The organism is Candidatus Babeliales bacterium (genome assembly GCA_041660205.1).
Lineage (GTDB): Bacteria > Babelota > Babeliae > Babelales > Chromulinivoraceae > JACPFN01.
Genome location: JBAZWT010000006.1, coordinates 54,513 through 70,461, shown reverse-complemented (window position 1 = coordinate 70,461; position 15,949 = coordinate 54,513). Strand labels below are relative to the sequence as shown.

Here is a 15,949-nt window from a genome sequence, read left to right as displayed (position 1 = left end):
CTCTCCTATATCGTCGCTCATCACTTCTAATTTTTGCATCTTCTCTGTAAGAAGGGCTGACTATCTCTGCAGGAGCTTCAACAATCGCTTCTCCAGTGTTTAAAACTCCACCTAAAAAGCCGCGATTCTCTCTCCATTCAGGCATAGTTTTACTAGCTGAAATAAGTTCAAATGCTAATAATATTTTTTTCATTAATCGTTTCCTTTTTTAAGGAATATTATTTTTACTATCTCCAATATCCACCGCGATATCCATGGCCATAATAACCACGATCGCGACCAAACCAACCACGTCGATAAGGACGATTATAATAACCATCATAATAATCATCACCATAATAACCATCGCCAACACTTACGCCAACGCCACCACGATCACCACCGATACCAAAACTTAAAGCTTTCATTTGACGTACGGTGAAAACAGCTATAGCAACAAGAGCTGCTACCAGCAATATTTTGTATAAAGTTTTCATCTTTTTCTCCTTTTTATGAATAATTAAATTTTTATTGATTATTTACTTGTTTTTGTAATTCATCATGTCGTCTTTGCAAGTGTGTAAGCTGAGTTCTTAAATCTTCATTGTCAGAATCTCTTTGTTGATCACGAAGAATTTGTTGTTGACGTTCAATTTCTTGTAGTCTTCGTTCTTGAGATAAATAAGCCCAATCGTTTCCTGCGTACCAGTACGGTGACTGTAACCACCAACCACTATTGTATCCATTCCAACCACCATAACCCCAGTTGCTAAAGCCTAAACCAACGCCTAGACCAACGCCTAGACCAACGCCTCCCCAACCATAACCACGTCCCCAGCCGCCTCGACCATAACCGCCTCGACCACCCCAGCCACCGCGTCCACTGCCATGGTATCCACCATGTCCACCACCGTGACCACCGCCGCCATGACCACCGCCGCCATGACCACCACCACCGTGACCGCCACCACCGCGAGGCAGAGATTCACTAGATGCTGCAAGAGCAAGTAAAAGTAATAATTTTTTATTCATTGATAAAACCTCCATTTTCCTTGTCCGCCATTGCTGTAAGCGACGGCTGGACCTTTTGTAATATTTACTCACTAGAATGGCAAAAACGGGTCATCGAAGTCAATGATTTGGAAGTCGAAAAAATGGTTGCAAAGGAATTTATTGATCAGATGCTCGATACGAGGTTTAACTTTTTTGAAAAAACATGATAAGAGAAAGGTTTTTTCTCAGTTTTACAACGAAAGAAGTGACGAGTTTATGATAAAAGGTCTTTTGCAATCTTGTTTGCTTTGCCTGCACCTTGTAAGAGCACCAGATCGTTGTTTTGTAGTATTTTATCAAGATGTTGTTTGATTGCTTGGCCATCAGCGTCAAACGGATAGTAAAAAATAGAGAGTTTTGGATTTTTCGCTTTAATTTCTGCCACCAGTATTTGGCTTGTGATTCCATTGATTGGCTGCTCGCTTGCAGGAAAAATATCGGTGATAATTAATTCATCGATTGCATGAGTAGCAAACAGATGTACAAAGTCGTCCCAAAGGTGTTTGGTTCTGGTAAAGCGATGAGGCTGAAATACGACAACTAATTTTTCGCGGGCTTTTTTACGAGCGACTTGAAGGGTGTGATGAATCTCTAAAGGATGATGCCCGTAGTCATCGAAAATTAACGCACCATGTCGCTTAGTGATCCCTTTGGACGTGAATCTACGGTCGACTCCCGTAAACGAGCTCAGCGCATTTTTGATCGTTTCAAGAGACAGACCAAGATGCAAAGCAAGAGTGATTACGCCGGTTGCGTTAAGTACGTTGTGAATTCCTGGTAGTGAAATGCTCATGGAGCCAAGAAATTGGTTGTTTTTGTTATCGAATAGATCGAACGTTGATCCATCTTCGAGCAGGGTAACGTTGCGGGCTTGAAAGTTTGCTAGGTTGTTTGTGCCATACGTTACGAAAGGAGTTGAAAGCTGAGGAATTATTTCTTGAATGCCTGCATCGTCAAGGCAAATGACGTTGCATCCATAAAATGGAGTCTGACTTAAAAATTGCAGAAAGGTTTTTTTAATATCGGTAAAGTCTTTGTAGGTTTCAAGGTGTTCAAGGTCGATATTGGTCACGATGGAAAAAGTTTTAGGAAGTTGCAAAAACGACCGATCACTTTCATCAGCTTCAGCTACCAGCAACGATCCATTGCCACTCACTGCATTGGTGCCAATTGAATGGATATGGCCACCAACGATTATAGTTGGATCCAGTTCTGCTTGTAAAAGAAGATGAGACAAAAGGGATGATGTCGTGGTTTTGCCATGAGAGCCTGCTACAGCGATCGAATATTTGGTACGCATGATCTCTGCCAGCATAGTTGCGCGCAAGATAACGGGAATTGATCGCTGCTCTGCAGCTATAATTTCAGGATGAGTTTTTAAGACAGCAGAAGTATGGACTAAAGTATCGATTGACGGGTCGCTGCAGAGTTGATGTTGATGATGAGGAGCGATGACGGCCCCAAGGTCCAAAAGCTCTTTGACTGCCAATTGATCGATAAGGCTATCACATCCTGAGACGCGGTAGCCTTGCTTGATCAATATTTTAGCGATGCCACTCATGCCGATGCCGCCAATGCCCATGAAGTGAATGTGCTCATTTTTTTTGTACATGGTTGTTTTCTTATTATTTAATCTGTTTCTTACCAATTATCTGCATCTTCATGTGGATTATTGTAGCATCTTCAGGCAAAAAGTTTAGAAAAAGTTAAAGCGTTTGTTTGAACTTTAGCAGTTGAGCTTTAAGGATTGATAATTTTTCTTTGCAGTCACACTCTACAGGTACTTGTATGATTGTTTGTGATGCAATAACATTACGAGCTTTTTTCATATTCAAAAGTTCTTTTTTTGCTCCAGCTAAAGTGTATTTTTTTTGATACAAAAGCTCTTTAACCGCCAAAAATGTTTGAAAATCTTTTTCTTGGTAAAACCGTTGTCCGCCTTGGGATCGTTGCGGTTTTATTTCAAGTTCTTTTTCCCAAAATCGTATAACGAATCTTTCAATGTTAAGCGACTTCGCTAGCTCGCCGATGCGGTATTGGCGTTTAGACATTTTCATAAAAATAGCTCCTTTTTAAACCTTTAATTCTCTGGCTTAATCATCTGATCTTTGTTAAGCTTGTCTCCAATAGTTTAGCATTTAATATTCTTTTTTTACATTTTTATAAGGTATTGTCTATGATTTTTGCAGAAATGATGTATCAAGCACTCCTCTGTACCGGTTATTATTTAGTTTTCACCATTCTTTTTAATAAGTTTGTTTTTAAAAACAGAGAGAATATTTTTCCTTCTCCGCTCAATGTAGGAATTATTTTTATAGGTTGGCTGTGTTTCCAATACTTTATGGGCACTCCAACGCCAAAACCAGCTGTCTTGCAGGAAGTTCAGACAGTAGCCTGCGCGTCAGGTCAAAAGTTTATAGCTCCTGAAGAGCTAGCAAAAATTCAAAAACCTTTAAATCTTGAAATCGATTTCGCCACACAAGAGCCTGTTGAACCTGTTTTGACACCAATCAAAACTGATTTAGCTCAGTATGTTTTTTCTTCAAAAGGCGCTGTTTTGCAGTCTATGGATTTCTTGTGGCAGGATGATTCAAAAAATGTTGCAGTGCTGCCAGAGAGTGCTCAATGTTTCTTGATCGGATTACAAGGCTCAACGCCTCTCAATTATAATTTTATCCGTTCTTATGATCTGCAAAGCCCAAAAGCTATCGCCGTTGAGTATCAGGCTCGATCTGATGCTGGTATGATTACAAAAACGTTTGTGATTCACAAAGAAACGTATCAAGTTGATGTAAAGGTTTCGATGGACTATCGACGACCGTCAGATCAAAACATTGAGCAAGTTCGATTATTTTTTCCTATGACTGTGCTGTCAGAAGAACTTAAAGGCGTGGTTAATGCTCCTACAAGCAACGATCAGATTAAAATGCAAGATGTTGCACTGGAAAAATCTGATACATTTCAACAATTTTGGTTCGAACCAAAATTGTTTGGTTTTTCTCAAAAGTTTTTAGCTCAAATATGTTTTGCATCATCACCAGGAGCAACTGTTCGAGCTTACTTTAAAAAACAGGGCGATAAAAATTATCAAGCGATTTTAGAATCACAAGCGTTGCAGCAAAATTCAGAAATTTCATGGTCATTTTACATGGGTCCTAAGACAGTTGAATCAATGAAAGCTGTTGCACCATACCTTACCGGTTTGATTCAATATGGTTTCTTAAATCCTATTTCTAAGCCATTGTTCAATCTTTTAGTTTATTTGAAAGAGCAATGCGGAAACTATGGACTTGCGATAATCCTTCTATCGCTTTTAATAAAGCTTTTAATGTTGCCGTTTACTTTAAAAGGCGAAAAAGGCTTGAAGCAGCAAGCAGAGTTTGAGAAAAAACGGGCTTATCTTCAACAAAAATTTAAACATGACAAAGCAGCTTTAGACCAAGCGAATGCTGAACTCATTCAAAAACATGGCCTTCCTATTTTTTCAAGTTGTTTGCCTATGCTTTTAAATATTCCGGTATTTATAGCTCTTAATAAAGTTTTAACGAGTTCAATTGAGCTGCATGGCGCATCGTTCTTATGGATTCCAGACCTTTCTGCGGCAGATCCGTATTATATTTTATCTATCTTGATAGGTGTTGGCATGGTTTTGACACCTGTAGCAAATCAAGGTCCTCGACAAATGGCTTCTCGTTTTGGCATGGCGCTTTTACTTGGCGCATTTACAGCATATTTGGCTGCTGGACTGGCAATGTTTATCGCTCTGAATACTTTGTTTGGGGTGGCGCAATCTTATGCAATTCGTAAAATAGGCTGGTTGTCACGACGGTTGGCGTAGTCCGCTGTTGTCGCTGACCTTGGGTCGCTGACTTTGGAGAGAGAAGCATGATTGATAAATTACCAACAGTAAAAAAACTGATGAGACATTTGCAGCAGGTTCCATTTCTTGCTTCAAAAAATATGTATCGAGTAACGTCTTATTTTCTGCAGCTCGATGATGAACGAATTGAGCAATTTTGTAGAGCTTTGAAAGAAGCCAAAGCCCGTGTGGTGCTTTGTCAAACCTGCTTTGTATGGCAAGAGCAAAATGAACAATGTTCTTTTTGCTTTGATAAAAGTCGCGATTCGTCAATTATTTGTGTTGTAGAAACTTGGCATGAGCTTTTGGTGATTGAACGCACCGAGGCGTTTCGTGGTTTGTATCACGTGCTTGGCGGTGTCATTTCTCCTCTTGAAGGCGTTGGTCCAAAAGATTTAAAAATAGAAGAGTTGATTGTGCGTGTGACTAGTGGGGTTGTCGAGTTAGTTTTTGCCATGAATCAAACCCCTGAAGGAGAAGCTACGGTAGCTTTTATTGCACGCAAGCTCCATGGAAAAACGGTTAAGGTTTCATGTTTGGCAAAGGGAATTCCGATCGGTTCAAACTTGGAATTCGTAGACAGGCTAACTGTTGGAAAAGCTTTGGCTGATCGTAAATTATTTTAAGTAGAATTAGAAAACAAAAAATAACAAATTTTGAGGTTGGATATGTTTGGTGACATGGTCAAAATTATGGCTGACGGTAGCAAGCAGGATAAATCTAATAAATTCACTGTGCGTCGCACAAAATTACTAGAATTAATTGCTCAAGAGTACCCAGAAAAAGCTGGAACAGTTTTTCTATTTGCTCCATTTGAGGGCGATCATGAGATTTTTTTACAAGATAGTAGTTTTTACTATTTTTCAGGAATCTCTGAGCCGGCTTCGGTTCTTTCTTTTGATGTGCACAATGGAACTTGTCTACATGTGCCAGACTTTGGTGATTTTCGTGCAAAATGGGTTCACAGCGTTGATGAGATTAATGATCGAACGATTGCTAGCTTTGGAATAGACCAGTTAAAAACATTGGGAAATAAAGTTGCTGGTTATAGCGTTGATCCTTATTTTTCGCCTGATGATTATAAAAAAATAATTGAACAGTTGCGTGAAATGGTAGCAAAAAAACATACTATTTTCACATTGTATCCTGCCCATGGTCGATTGAATGCATCGGTAAAAACGATTATTGATCGATTGAGTCTGTTTGTTCCTGGGCTTGCTGGGCACGTTGTTGATATTTCTCCTTTTGTAGCAGTGCTACGTAGAAAAAAAGATATTTCAGAGATTGAAGAGCTTTATCAAGCTATTGAAATTACCAATGCTGCATTTCAGGCGGCAGCTCATGTGATTAAACCTGGGGCTCGTGAAGCTGAAGTTCAGGCGGCTATGGAATATATATTTATCGAAAACGGAGCACGTAAGGCTTATCCAGCAATCGTTGCTAGTGGTAAACAAGCGACAATTTTGCATTACAATACGAACATGGCAACTCTTGCAAAAGGTGAGTTGGTTTTGATTGATGCTGGCGCGATGCACAACCATTATTGTGCAGACATTACCCGCGTTTTTCCTGTTTCTGGAAAGTTCGACAAACAGCAACGCATGCTTTATGAAATCGTACTGGAAACTCAACAACATGTGGCTGAACAAGTTCGTCCTGGCATGTGGATATCAAATCCACTGCAGCAAGAAGCTTCGTTGCAACACATTGCAATAAACTTTTTAAAGAAAAGTGGCTACGACCAATATTTTATTCATGGCATTGGACATTATTTGGGACTTGATGTGCATGACGTTGGTTCTCGGTCAACGCCACTTCAAGAAGGTGATGTTATTACTATTGAGCCGGGCATCTATATTCCGGATAAGTCGACTGGTATTCGCATTGAAGATAATTATTGGGTTGTAAAAGATAGCGAGCCGGTCTGTTTAAGTGAAGATATTGCAAAATCTGTAACAGAAATAGAAGAGATGGTCAGACAAAGTTTTGGACGTTAAGGAAATTTATTGCTTAAGAACTTGTTTTCAAGTTGACCTTGAATTAGTTTTACGATACCCTATACATTATCGTTTTACGTTTTCTTAAGATATAAAATTACGCAAAAAAAGTTTTTTTTAAATTTAATCATCAAGTAAGGTTTTACTATGGATATGAACAAAGCATTTTTTCTCAGAAAAGAAGATGCGAACCCTCAATGGCGTTTAATTGACGCAAAGGGAAAAGTATTAGGCCGCTTAGCTACTCAAGTTGCAGACATTTTGCGCGGTAAAGACCAACCAGAATTTACTTCACACACAGATAGCGGTGACTATGTAGTTATCATTAACGCATCTCACATAGTGCTTACTGGTAACAAGCTTGACGGTAAAGAATATGTTACCTATAGCGGTTACCAAGGTGGTAAAAAAGTCAAAACTGCTCGTGAAATGATGAAAAAAACACCTGAAAAAGTATTTGAATTAGCTGTAAAAAGAATGCTTCCAAATACAAACAAAAGCTCATTGAGCCGTTCAATTTTGAAAAAGTTAAAAGTGTATGCAGGTAATGAGCATCCACACATAGCTCAAATTACAAAATAAAAATTCAACCTCAACGGTTTGTTGAAGTTAAAAGAAAAAGCCCCTTGAAAAAGGGGCTTTTTTTAATGATTATTTTTTTGATTTGTTTTTGCTTACTTTAAAAGATAAGGGTATAAAGATCGCGAATCGTAAAGATGACGAGAAGTCCGATTGCAAGAACCCATGAGCTTACCCCAATGTAGTGTCGAACTCTTTCTGAAAGTTCTTTGCGAGTTATTGCTTCAATGGTAAAAATAACAAATTGTCCACCATCAAAGATTGGCAACGGTAGTAAGTTCATAAATCCAAGATTGATGCTGATGATCGCTAAAAGGAACAGTAGGGAAGAAAATCCTTTTTGAGCGCTTTTGCTGCTTACGGCAACTGCCATTAAAGGACCGACGAGCCCTTTGGTATTGCGAGCGTAAACCATATCTTTGAGACCTTTAACGATTGCAGATAGATAAAATCCGGTCGCAACATAGGCTTGAATTATTGAGTTTTTTAGAGATAAAGCTGGTTTGGGCTGAAATACAATATCAAGCTGCTTTGATATTGAAGGAGAAGTTTTTGCTCCTTTAAGATGAAGCGTCATATCCATAGTTTGGCCTGAACGGTCAATTTCAACGGGAATATCAATAGCATTGATGGCTAGTTGATCAGCTACGATTTTACGAGCGACAGCTACATCATTGTGAATATCTTGGTGGTTGACTGAAACGATTCGATCGTTTTTTTGCAAAAGATCAGCGTTTATAGATTCTGCAGGGATTGTAGAGATGATAGATGTGTTGACTTCATAAGGAGCAGCGCCAGAATCTGGCATTCCTGTGAAAAAAAGACCTACAAATAAGACATAGGTCAATATAAAGTTAAAAAGGATGCCACCAAGCATCATGAGAACTTTTTGGTAGTACGGAATTTGATTAAACCCTAAAGAGCCGTTGATGCCCTTTTCAGACGCTACTTCAACATAACCACCAATAGGCCCAGCTGAAATGCAAAAATTTGTATCACCAATTTTTTTTGAATATAGAACTTTACCGATTCCAATAGAAAAGGTTGGGGTGTAAACGTTGAATAGCTTACAGAAAATATAATGACCAAATTCATGAAATACTATGATAAACGAGATTCCAATAAGGCTTAAAAAAATTGATGAAATTTGGGACAAAACAGCTGCTATCATAAGGACCCTATGGTAAAAATAGTGTTATGAAAAATACGAAATCAGTGAAAAATGAATGGTACCAAACTAGCATGTTGCTATCAACAAGTCTACGTCAAAATATCGGGATATGGTTGCTCTGAATAGGATTTTTTAATTTTCTTGAAAAAAGTTGCAAAGAGTTTATAATTGAAATATGCAAAAAGTTTATCTGTAACGTCATATTAATGATACACGCAGTCCACTTTGAGCTATACGTAATCTAACAGTCACTATAACTTTACTTTGTTATAATAAGGTTTTTATATGCCTACAATTAATCAGCTTGTTCGTTTAGGCCGCAAAAAAATTGTCAATAAGACAAAAAGCGGTGCTTTAAAACGATGTCCTCAGGTTCGCGGTGTTTGTACACGAGTATTCACAACGACGCCAAAAAAACCAAACTCAGCGCTTCGAAAAGTTGCTCGGGTTAAACTTTCAAACGGAACAGAAGTCACAGCGTACATTCCTGGTGAAGGCCACAATCTTCAAGAGCACTCAATGGTTCTTATAAGAGGTGGTCGCGTTAAGGATTTACCGGGTGTGAAATATCACATTGTTCGCGGAGCTCTGGATACAGCTGGAGTTGCAGGTAGAAAGCAGTCTCGATCTAAGTATGGTGCAAAAAGACCTAAAGCGTCGTAAACAAAGGAATTGACCTATGCCAAGAAAGAAAAAAAATATTATACGACGTGATGTTGGGGTTGATCCTATCTATCAGTCAGAGCTGTTGCAACGATTTATAAACATTGTTATGTGGCGTGGTAAAAAAAACGTTGCTCGTAAAATTGTATATGATGCGCTTGATGTTTTAGAGCAAAAGTTCGGAAACAAAGAAAAAGCGCTTTCTGCTTTTCACAAAGCTTTTAACAACATTGTTCCTCTTATTGAAGTTCGCTCTCGACGAGTTGGTGGCAGTGTTTACCAAATTCCAAGAGAAGTTGGAGAAGCGCGTGGCCGTTCTTTGACGTTACGTTGGCTTATTGAAGCTGCTGCGGAGCGTTCAGACAAATCTATGGGCTTGCGCATCGGTAGTGAGCTTTTAGACGCGTATGAAGAACGTGGCGGAGCTTTTAAAAAGAAACTTGATGTACACAAGATGGCAGAAGCAAATCGTGCCTTTTCACATTACGCTTGGTAGGGTTATATGAGCTATACATTAGATAAGTATCGAAACATAGGGATCGCAGCTCACATTGATGCTGGGAAAACAACTGTTACAGAACGTATTCTTTTTTATACTGGTATTTCACATAAAATCGGTGAAGTTCATGAAGGCGCTGCTATCATGGATTGGATGGAGCAAGAACAAGAACGTGGGATTACAATTCAATCTGCGGCAACAACATGTTTTTGGAAAAGCTGCCAAATCAATATTATTGATACTCCGGGTCACGTAGATTTTACTATTGAAGTAGGACGATCTCTGCGTGTTCTTGATGGAGTTGTGAGTGTGTTTTGTGGTGTTGCGGGTGTTCAGCCTCAATCAGAGACTGTGTGGAACCAAGCGAATCGTTATGACGTTCCAGCAATTATCTTTATTAATAAATTAGATCGAATTGGCGCTGATTATTTTGCGGCTATTCAAGACATTAATACTAAATTGGCGGTTGGCCGTGCAGTTGCTATGCAAATTCCTTTAGGCGAGTCAGATGGCTTTAACGGCCTGATTGATGTACTTTCTGGAAAAATGATTCGTTTTTATAACGATGAGCGTGATATGCAAAAAGATGTTACGTTTGAAGATGCTCCTGCTGAGTATGCCGATCAAATTAAATCAATGTATGCAGCTATTGTTGAAAAAGCTTCTGAAGCTGATGAAGTATTGGGCGAAAAGTTTTTGAACGAAGAGCCAATTTCTCTTGAAGAGCTAAGACAGGGTATTAGAAATGGCGTTGTAAAGCGTCAACTGTTTCCTGCTTTTTGTGGATCAGCGTTTAAAAACAAAGGTGTTCATTTACTGCTTGATGCAGTTGTTGATTTTTTACCTTCGCCGTTAGAAGTTCCTGCAATTAAGGGAATTGATGTTAAAACAGGTCTAGAGGTAGAAAGACGATCTTCTGATAAAGAACCTTTTTCTGCTCTTGCTTTTAAAATCATGACAGATCCTTTTGTGGGAGTTTTAACTTTTACACGTATTTATTCGGGTGTTTTAAAATCCGGTTCGTATGTGTACAATGCGTCTAAAGAAACAAAAGAACGCGTAAGTAGACTTTTAAGAATGCACGCAAACAAACGCGAAGAAATTAAAGAAGCTTCTGCTGGAGATATTGTTGCTGTTGTTGGTATTAAAGATATTAACACTGGTGATACTTTGTGTGACGAAGCGCATCCAGTTTTACTTGAATCAATTGATATTCCAGTACCAGTTATTTCAACATCTGTTGAGCCAAAAACAAAAGCAGATTATGAAAAAATGGTTCTTGCGTTGAAAAAAATGAATCAAGAAGATCCTTCGTTTAATTTCACATATAACCACGAAACCGGTCAAACGGAAATTGCTGGTATGGGTGAATTGCACTTAGAGATCGTAGTTGATCGTTTGAAACGTGAGCATAAAGTTGAAGTTGAGCAAGGTAAGCTTCGGGTTGCTTATAAAGAAACAATTCAAAAATCGGTTGATGCTGAAGGAAAATTCATCAAGCAATCCGGTGGTAAAGGTCAGTATGGACACGTGTGGTTGAAATTAGAACCATTAGATCGTGGCGCTGGTTATGAATTTAAAAATGGAACTACTGGTGGATCTATTCCTAGAGAATATATTCCAGCGGTTGAAAAAGGTATGGCTGAAGCTATTACATCTGGAATTTTAACAGGAAGTCCTGTTGTTGATCTTCGTGTGACTGTTTATGATGGATCATATCATGATGTTGACTCATCTGAGATCGCATTTAAAATGGCTGCAAAAATAGGTTTTCGTGAAGGTATGGCTCAGGCTTTACCGGTTCTTTTAGAACCAATCATGAAAGTGGAAGTAGACACTCCTGATGAGTACATGGGTGACGTTATGGGTGACCTTAACGCACGTCGTGGAAGAATCTCGGGGACGGAAACCAAAGGTTCTATACAGATTGTTAAAGCAGAAGTTCCTCTTGGAAAAATGTTTGGATATTCGACTGAGTTACGATCTATGTCCAAGGGTCGTGCAAGTTATACGATGGCATTTGAATGCTATCGCGAAGTTTCAAAAAGCGTCCAAGATGAAATTGTAGCTGCTGCAAAGAAATAAATAGGTTTAATTAATAAAAGTGTGTTTCAGGAGAAATTATGGCAAAAGATACATTTGTTCGTAGTAAACCGCACGTAAACGTTGGTACTATCGGTCACGTTGATCATGGTAAAACAACTTTGACTGCGGCGATTACTACAGTACTAGCAAAAAAAGGTTGGGCAAAAGCAAGAGCTTTTGGTGAGATTGATAATGCGCCAGAAGAAAAAGCGCGTGGTATTACGATTGCGACTTCACACGTTGAGTATGAAACAGCTAATCGTCATTACGCACACGTTGACTGTCCTGGGCACGCTGACTATGTAAAAAACATGATCACAGGTGCTGCTCAAATGGATGGAGCTATTTTGGTTGTTTCTGCGGCAGATGGACCTATGCCTCAAACTCGTGAACACATTCTTCTTGCTAAGAACGTTAACGTTCCTTCACTCGTTGTTTTCTTGAATAAAGTTGACATGGTTGATGATCTAGAGATGGTTGACATGGTAGAAGAAGAAATCAGAGATTTGTTGAAAAAATATGATTTCCCTGGTGATGAAACTCCTATTATTCGAGGCTCGGCTCTTAAAGCGCTTCAAGGCGATACAGGCGAACTTGGATCTCAAGCGATTGAGAAATTAATGGAAGCTGTTGATAATTATATTCCACTTCCAAAACGTGATATTGACAAACCTTTCTTAATGCCTGTTGAAGGTGTTTTTTCTATCGCTGGTCGTGGTACTGTTGCGACAGGAAGAATTGAAAAAGGTAAAGTCAAAATTGGTGAAGCTGTTCAATTAGTTGGTCTAAACGACAAAGCTATTGATACAACTGTCACTGGTATTGAAATGTTTAAAAAAGAACTTGCTGAAGGTCAAGCTGGTGATAATGCTGGTCTCCTTCTTCGTGGTGTTAAAAAAGAAGATATTGTTCGTGGAATGGTTATTGCTAAACCAGGTTCTATTACTCCACATAAAAAATTCAGAGGTCAAGTTTATATCTTGAGCAAAGAAGAAGGTGGACGACACAGTTCATTCTTTAGTAACTACCGCCCTCAGTTTTATTTTAGAACAACTGACGTAACTGGTGTTGTTACATTGCCTGCTGGGCGTGAAATGGTAATGCCTGGTGACAACGTTGTTTTAGATATTGAACTTATTTCTCCAATTGCGATGGAAAAAGATTTACGATTCGCGATCAGAGAAGGTGGAAGAACTGTTGGATCTGGAATCGTTACAGAAATTATTTCGTAATTGTGATTGGAAGATAGATGAAAAAACAGAAAATTAGATTAACATTAAAATCTTACGATCATCAATTACTTGATAAAGCAGTAAAAGAAATTGCTATGACGGCTAAAAAAACAGGAACCGACCTTGTCGGTCCTGTTCCTTTGCCAAATAAAAAGCGATGTTTTACTGTGTTGCGTTCTCCGCATATCGATAAAAAATCTCGTGAGCAATTCGAAATTATTACACACAAGCGGATTTTAGAAATGATTTCACCGTCAGACCAGACTATGGCTGCATTGATGAAGCTGAATATTTCTGCTGGTGTTGATGTTGAAATTAAGTAAAACAAAGGGTTATTATGGTTAATGGTTTTTGGGGCCGCAAGGTAGGAATGACTCAGGTCTTTTCTGAAGACAATAAAGTCGTCCCAGTAACCGCTGTTGATGCTTCTTGGTGGGTTGTTTCTCAAATTAAAACCCATGCCAAAGATGGATATAATGCAATTCAGGTTGCATATATTCGTGAAAAGCATCAAAGTGCACAGTTTCATGAAGATTGGCTCAAACAAAAATCAAAGTATTTTCGTTGGGTGAAAGAAATTTTAGTTGATCTAGTATCGGATGATATCTTAGTGGGTCAGTCATTTGATTTTTCAAACATTGTGAAAGCAAAAGATATTGTTAACGTTATGGGAACAACAAAGGGTTGTGGCTTTGCAGGTGTAATGCGTCGACATAAATTTACAGGCGGCGTGGCAAGTCATGGTTCAATGTTGGGAAGACGACCGGGAAGTATCAGCTTCATGCGTTCACAAGGGAAAGTTATCAAAGGTAAAAAGATGGCTGGTCATATGGGTGTAACGCGTAAAACAGTAAGAGGCCTTGAAGTTGTACAAGTTGTACCTCAAGATAATCTTATTCTGATTAAGGGTGCTATGGCTGGAAAGCCTGGTGACTTAGTATACGTTCGTAAGAATGGGTAAAAGATGAATAAGCAAATTGATAAAAAAATGAATTCAAATGATGCAAACCAGGTAGCAAGTTCTCTTACTAAAATCTCTGTTCAGGATCTAGGTCTTGTTGTTGAGCATAATGCAGAAGTGAGCTATGCGGTATGGGTTCGAGCGTTAATGCAAAATTGGCGCCAAGGAACTGTTGGCTGCAAATCACGTGGTGAAATTTCGTTTTCAAATAAAAAACCTTGGAAACAAAAAGGAACTGGACGTGCTCGTGCTGGTAGCGCACGATCTCCATTATGGAGAAGTGGTGGCGTTATCTTTGGTCCGCAACCCCGCGTTAGAAGTTTGAAAATTAACAAAAAGAACAAAAGCCAAGTACTTTCAGCGTGTATGGCGTCGTATGCAAACCGAGGCAATTTATTTGCTTTTGATTGGACATTGCCTGGAGAAAAACCTTCAACGGCATTAGCTCATAAAGCATTTTCAAATGCTGGTTTGATGGACAAAAAAGTAACGCTGTTTTTACCTCGAGAAGATTTTACACATTGGGCATCAATGAACAATTTGAACTATGTTCAAGTATTAAGTTTTGATGATGTTAATGCGTATGAACTTTCTTTAGGAAATTGCATCGTTGTGTTGCAAAAAGACATTGGCATGTTTAAAGATATGGTGGCAAAATGGAATTAAGCATCTTTAATATTATTGTTGGACCGGTAGTCTCTAACAAAGCATACCGATTACATCAAACATTGAAAAAAATCACATTAGAAGTGCATCCAGAAGCTAACAAATCATTGATCGCACAAGCTATGCATAAACTTTTTAACGTTGAAGTTGAATCTGTGAATGTTATAGTTCGTAAAGGAAAGCGTAAGCTTTCTAAAACGAAAAATGTAAGCTTTGATAATTTGCGAAAAGTTGCAGTCATAACTCTTAAAAAAGGTCATGAATTGAATCTTTTTGGTGATGCAGCTATGTCAGTTGGGCATGAAAATGCAGAGAAGTTGCAAGGTTCTGCTTCTCGCTTAAATGAAAACAGTTAAGGATTTTGTATGGCAATTGTTGCGAGAAAACCAAGAAACGCTTCTTTACGATTTCAAACATTCATTGATACGTCTCATCTTTCAAAAGAAAAGCCTTTAAAAAGTCTTACTATTGGATTACGTAAAAAGGGTGGAAGAAATGCTTATGGTCGAATTACGGTTCGTCATAGAGGTGGTGGTGCAGATAAGAAGTATAGAATAGTTGATTTTCAACGATCTGTACGCGATGTAGAAGGAATTATTCAATCACTTGAGTATGATCCAAATCGTAACGTGCATCTTGGATTAGTTTTTTATAAAAATGGAGATAAACGTTATATCTTGCTACCAGAAACTTTGAAAGAAGGCAGTTCTGTTATTGCAGGAGCAAACGTTGAGCCGAAGGTTGGTAATTGCTTACCTATTCGTCGTATTCCTGCTGGATTTTTTATCCACAATATTGAAATGAGACCAAATTCTGGCGGAAAACTTGCGCGTAGCGCAGGAACATCAGCTCAGATTATTGCAAAAGATGAAAATTTTGCGACGTTAAAAATGCCTTCAAACGAAGTTCGCATGTTGAACTTAGATTGTTGGGCTACAGTTGGAGTTCTCGGAAACGCTGATTACAAGAATATTTCTTGGGGTAAAGCTGGACGAACTCGTCAACTTGGATGGAGACCTTCAGTTCGTGGTATGGCTATGAACCCTGTTGATCACCCACATGGTGGTGGTGAAGGAAGATCGAAATCTGGTTCTCATCCAGTTACTCCTTGGGGTAAAGGATGTAAAGGAACAAGAACTCGTCGTAAAAAAGATGTGTTAATTATTAGAAGACGTAAATAAGGTCTTCAAAAATACGTGGAAGTG

General features: G+C 38.7%; 19 protein-coding genes. 13 read left to right on the top strand and 6 right to left on the bottom strand.

Annotated elements, in window-relative coordinates; genetic code table 11:
• The 5 genes from WC747_03250 to WC747_03230 all read right to left on the bottom strand — a co-directional run.
• Positions 1 to 193: hypothetical protein (locus tag WC747_03250; protein MFA5999005.1), on the bottom strand; the 193-nt coding region annotated here is incomplete at its 3' end.
• A gap of 34 nt (positions 194 to 227) precedes the next feature.
• The gene (locus WC747_03245; protein MFA5999004.1) at positions 228 to 476 is read right to left on the bottom strand and encodes a hypothetical protein; all 249 of its coding nucleotides are present in this window, start codon (positions 474 to 476) and stop codon (positions 228 to 230) included.
• A 31-nt stretch (positions 477 to 507) separates the two neighbouring features.
• Positions 508 to 1,011, bottom strand: coding sequence for a hypothetical protein (locus tag WC747_03240; protein ID MFA5999003.1), 504 nt, complete (start codon positions 1,009 to 1,011; stop codon positions 508 to 510).
• 235 nt (positions 1,012 to 1,246) lie between these two features.
• Positions 1,247 to 2,644 carry a UDP-N-acetylmuramate--L-alanine ligase gene (gene murC / locus WC747_03235; protein ID MFA5999002.1) on the bottom strand — a complete coding sequence of 466 codons (1,398 nt, stop codon included), beginning with the start codon at positions 2,642 to 2,644 and terminating at the stop codon, positions 1,247 to 1,249.
• A gap of 94 nt (positions 2,645 to 2,738) precedes the next feature.
• Complete coding sequence (locus WC747_03230) at positions 2,739 to 3,089, bottom strand: MerR family transcriptional regulator (protein MFA5999001.1); 351 nt, start codon at positions 3,087 to 3,089, stop codon at positions 2,739 to 2,741.
• Positions 3,090 to 3,208: 119 nt separating this feature from the next.
• Here WC747_03230 and yidC point away from each other — a divergent pair, with 119 nt between their 5' ends.
• From yidC to rplM, 4 genes are all read left to right on the top strand, one after another.
• The gene (gene yidC, locus WC747_03225) at positions 3,209 to 4,870 is read left to right on the top strand and encodes a membrane protein insertase YidC (protein ID MFA5999000.1); all 1,662 of its coding nucleotides are present in this window, start codon (positions 3,209 to 3,211) and stop codon (positions 4,868 to 4,870) included.
• Positions 4,871 to 4,917: 47 nt separating this feature from the next.
• A complete protein-coding gene (recR, locus tag WC747_03220; GenBank protein ID MFA5998999.1) occupies positions 4,918 to 5,517 on the top strand; it encodes a recombination mediator RecR in 600 nt (199 codons plus the stop codon).
• A gap of 42 nt (positions 5,518 to 5,559) precedes the next feature.
• Complete coding sequence (locus WC747_03215) at positions 5,560 to 6,888, top strand: M24 family metallopeptidase (GenBank protein ID MFA5998998.1); 1,329 nt, start codon at positions 5,560 to 5,562, stop codon at positions 6,886 to 6,888.
• Between the two features lie 153 nt (positions 6,889 to 7,041).
• On the top strand, positions 7,042 to 7,470 hold the full coding sequence (rplM, locus tag WC747_03210) for a 50S ribosomal protein L13 (protein MFA5998997.1): 429 nt from the start codon (positions 7,042 to 7,044) through the stop codon (positions 7,468 to 7,470).
• A gap of 97 nt (positions 7,471 to 7,567) precedes the next feature.
• Here the strand turns inward: rplM and WC747_03205 are convergent, their stop codons facing one another.
• Entirely contained in the window at positions 7,568 to 8,638 is a 1,071-nt protein-coding gene (locus WC747_03205) for a M50 family metallopeptidase (protein MFA5998996.1), read from the bottom strand.
• A 285-nt stretch (positions 8,639 to 8,923) separates the two neighbouring features.
• Between WC747_03205 and rpsL the strand changes: the two genes are divergently transcribed.
• The 9 genes from rpsL to rplB are packed head-to-tail and all read left to right on the top strand — an operon-like array spanning position 8,924 to position 15,925.
• Positions 8,924 to 9,301 (top strand): 30S ribosomal protein S12, encoded by a 378-nt coding sequence (rpsL, locus tag WC747_03200; protein MFA5998995.1) that lies wholly within the window; start codon positions 8,924 to 8,926, stop codon positions 9,299 to 9,301.
• A 16-nt stretch (positions 9,302 to 9,317) separates the two neighbouring features.
• Positions 9,318 to 9,797, top strand: coding sequence for a 30S ribosomal protein S7 (gene rpsG, locus WC747_03195; protein MFA5998994.1), 480 nt, complete (start codon positions 9,318 to 9,320; stop codon positions 9,795 to 9,797).
• A gap of 6 nt (positions 9,798 to 9,803) precedes the next feature.
• On the top strand, positions 9,804 to 11,885 hold the full coding sequence (gene fusA, locus WC747_03190; GenBank protein MFA5998993.1) for an elongation factor G: 2,082 nt from the start codon (positions 9,804 to 9,806) through the stop codon (positions 11,883 to 11,885).
• Positions 11,886 to 11,923: 38 nt separating this feature from the next.
• Positions 11,924 to 13,117, top strand: a complete 1,194-nt coding sequence (gene tuf, locus WC747_03185; protein MFA5998992.1) for an elongation factor Tu — start codon at positions 11,924 to 11,926, stop codon at positions 13,115 to 13,117.
• Positions 13,118 to 13,134: 17 nt separating this feature from the next.
• Positions 13,135 to 13,440 carry a 30S ribosomal protein S10 gene (rpsJ, locus tag WC747_03180; GenBank protein MFA5998991.1) on the top strand — a complete coding sequence of 102 codons (306 nt, stop codon included), beginning with the start codon at positions 13,135 to 13,137 and terminating at the stop codon, positions 13,438 to 13,440.
• A 14-nt stretch (positions 13,441 to 13,454) separates the two neighbouring features.
• Positions 13,455 to 14,078, top strand: a complete 624-nt coding sequence (gene rplC, locus WC747_03175) for a 50S ribosomal protein L3 (protein MFA5998990.1) — start codon at positions 13,455 to 13,457, stop codon at positions 14,076 to 14,078.
• A 3-nt stretch (positions 14,079 to 14,081) separates the two neighbouring features.
• Complete coding sequence (rplD, locus tag WC747_03170) at positions 14,082 to 14,744, top strand: 50S ribosomal protein L4 (protein MFA5998989.1); 663 nt, start codon at positions 14,082 to 14,084, stop codon at positions 14,742 to 14,744.
• Positions 14,735 to 15,100 (top strand): 50S ribosomal protein L23, encoded by a 366-nt coding sequence (locus WC747_03165; protein MFA5998988.1) that lies wholly within the window; start codon positions 14,735 to 14,737, stop codon positions 15,098 to 15,100. The genes rplD and WC747_03165 overlap by 10 nt, the downstream gene beginning before the upstream one ends.
• Positions 15,101 to 15,109: 9 nt before the next feature.
• Entirely contained in the window at positions 15,110 to 15,925 is an 816-nt protein-coding gene (gene rplB, locus WC747_03160) for a 50S ribosomal protein L2 (GenBank protein ID MFA5998987.1), read from the top strand.
• Positions 15,926 to 15,949 lie beyond the last annotated feature (24 nt).

What these genes read in the sequence shown, in the direction of transcription:
- WC747_03245 (MFA5999004.1), bottom strand. Translation starts at nt 476, where the DNA reads ATGAAAACTTTATACAAAATATTGCTGGTAGCAGCTCTTGTTGCTATA.
- WC747_03240 (MFA5999003.1), bottom strand. Translation starts at nt 1,011, where the DNA reads ATGAATAAAAAATTATTACTTTTACTTGCTCTTGCAGCATCTAGTGAA.
- murC (MFA5999002.1), bottom strand. Translation starts at nt 2,644, where the DNA reads ATGTACAAAAAAAATGAGCACATTCACTTCATGGGCATTGGCGGCATC.
- WC747_03230 (MFA5999001.1), bottom strand. Translation starts at nt 3,089, where the DNA reads ATGAAAATGTCTAAACGCCAATACCGCATCGGCGAGCTAGCGAAGTCG.
- yidC (MFA5999000.1), top strand. Translation starts at nt 3,209, where the DNA reads ATGATTTTTGCAGAAATGATGTATCAAGCACTCCTCTGTACCGGTTAT.
- recR (MFA5998999.1), top strand. Translation starts at nt 4,918, where the DNA reads ATGATTGATAAATTACCAACAGTAAAAAAACTGATGAGACATTTGCAG.
- WC747_03215 (MFA5998998.1), top strand. Translation starts at nt 5,560, where the DNA reads ATGTTTGGTGACATGGTCAAAATTATGGCTGACGGTAGCAAGCAGGAT.
- rplM (MFA5998997.1), top strand. Translation starts at nt 7,042, where the DNA reads ATGAACAAAGCATTTTTTCTCAGAAAAGAAGATGCGAACCCTCAATGG.
- WC747_03205 (MFA5998996.1), bottom strand. Translation starts at nt 8,638, where the DNA reads ATGATAGCAGCTGTTTTGTCCCAAATTTCATCAATTTTTTTAAGCCTT.
- rpsL (MFA5998995.1), top strand. Translation starts at nt 8,924, where the DNA reads ATGCCTACAATTAATCAGCTTGTTCGTTTAGGCCGCAAAAAAATTGTC.
- rpsG (MFA5998994.1), top strand. Translation starts at nt 9,318, where the DNA reads ATGCCAAGAAAGAAAAAAAATATTATACGACGTGATGTTGGGGTTGAT.
- fusA (MFA5998993.1), top strand. Translation starts at nt 9,804, where the DNA reads ATGAGCTATACATTAGATAAGTATCGAAACATAGGGATCGCAGCTCAC.
- tuf (MFA5998992.1), top strand. Translation starts at nt 11,924, where the DNA reads ATGGCAAAAGATACATTTGTTCGTAGTAAACCGCACGTAAACGTTGGT.
- rpsJ (MFA5998991.1), top strand. Translation starts at nt 13,135, where the DNA reads ATGAAAAAACAGAAAATTAGATTAACATTAAAATCTTACGATCATCAA.
- rplC (MFA5998990.1), top strand. Translation starts at nt 13,455, where the DNA reads ATGGTTAATGGTTTTTGGGGCCGCAAGGTAGGAATGACTCAGGTCTTT.
- rplD (MFA5998989.1), top strand. Translation starts at nt 14,082, where the DNA reads ATGAATAAGCAAATTGATAAAAAAATGAATTCAAATGATGCAAACCAG.
- WC747_03165 (MFA5998988.1), top strand. Translation starts at nt 14,735, where the DNA reads ATGGAATTAAGCATCTTTAATATTATTGTTGGACCGGTAGTCTCTAAC.
- rplB (MFA5998987.1), top strand. Translation starts at nt 15,110, where the DNA reads ATGGCAATTGTTGCGAGAAAACCAAGAAACGCTTCTTTACGATTTCAA.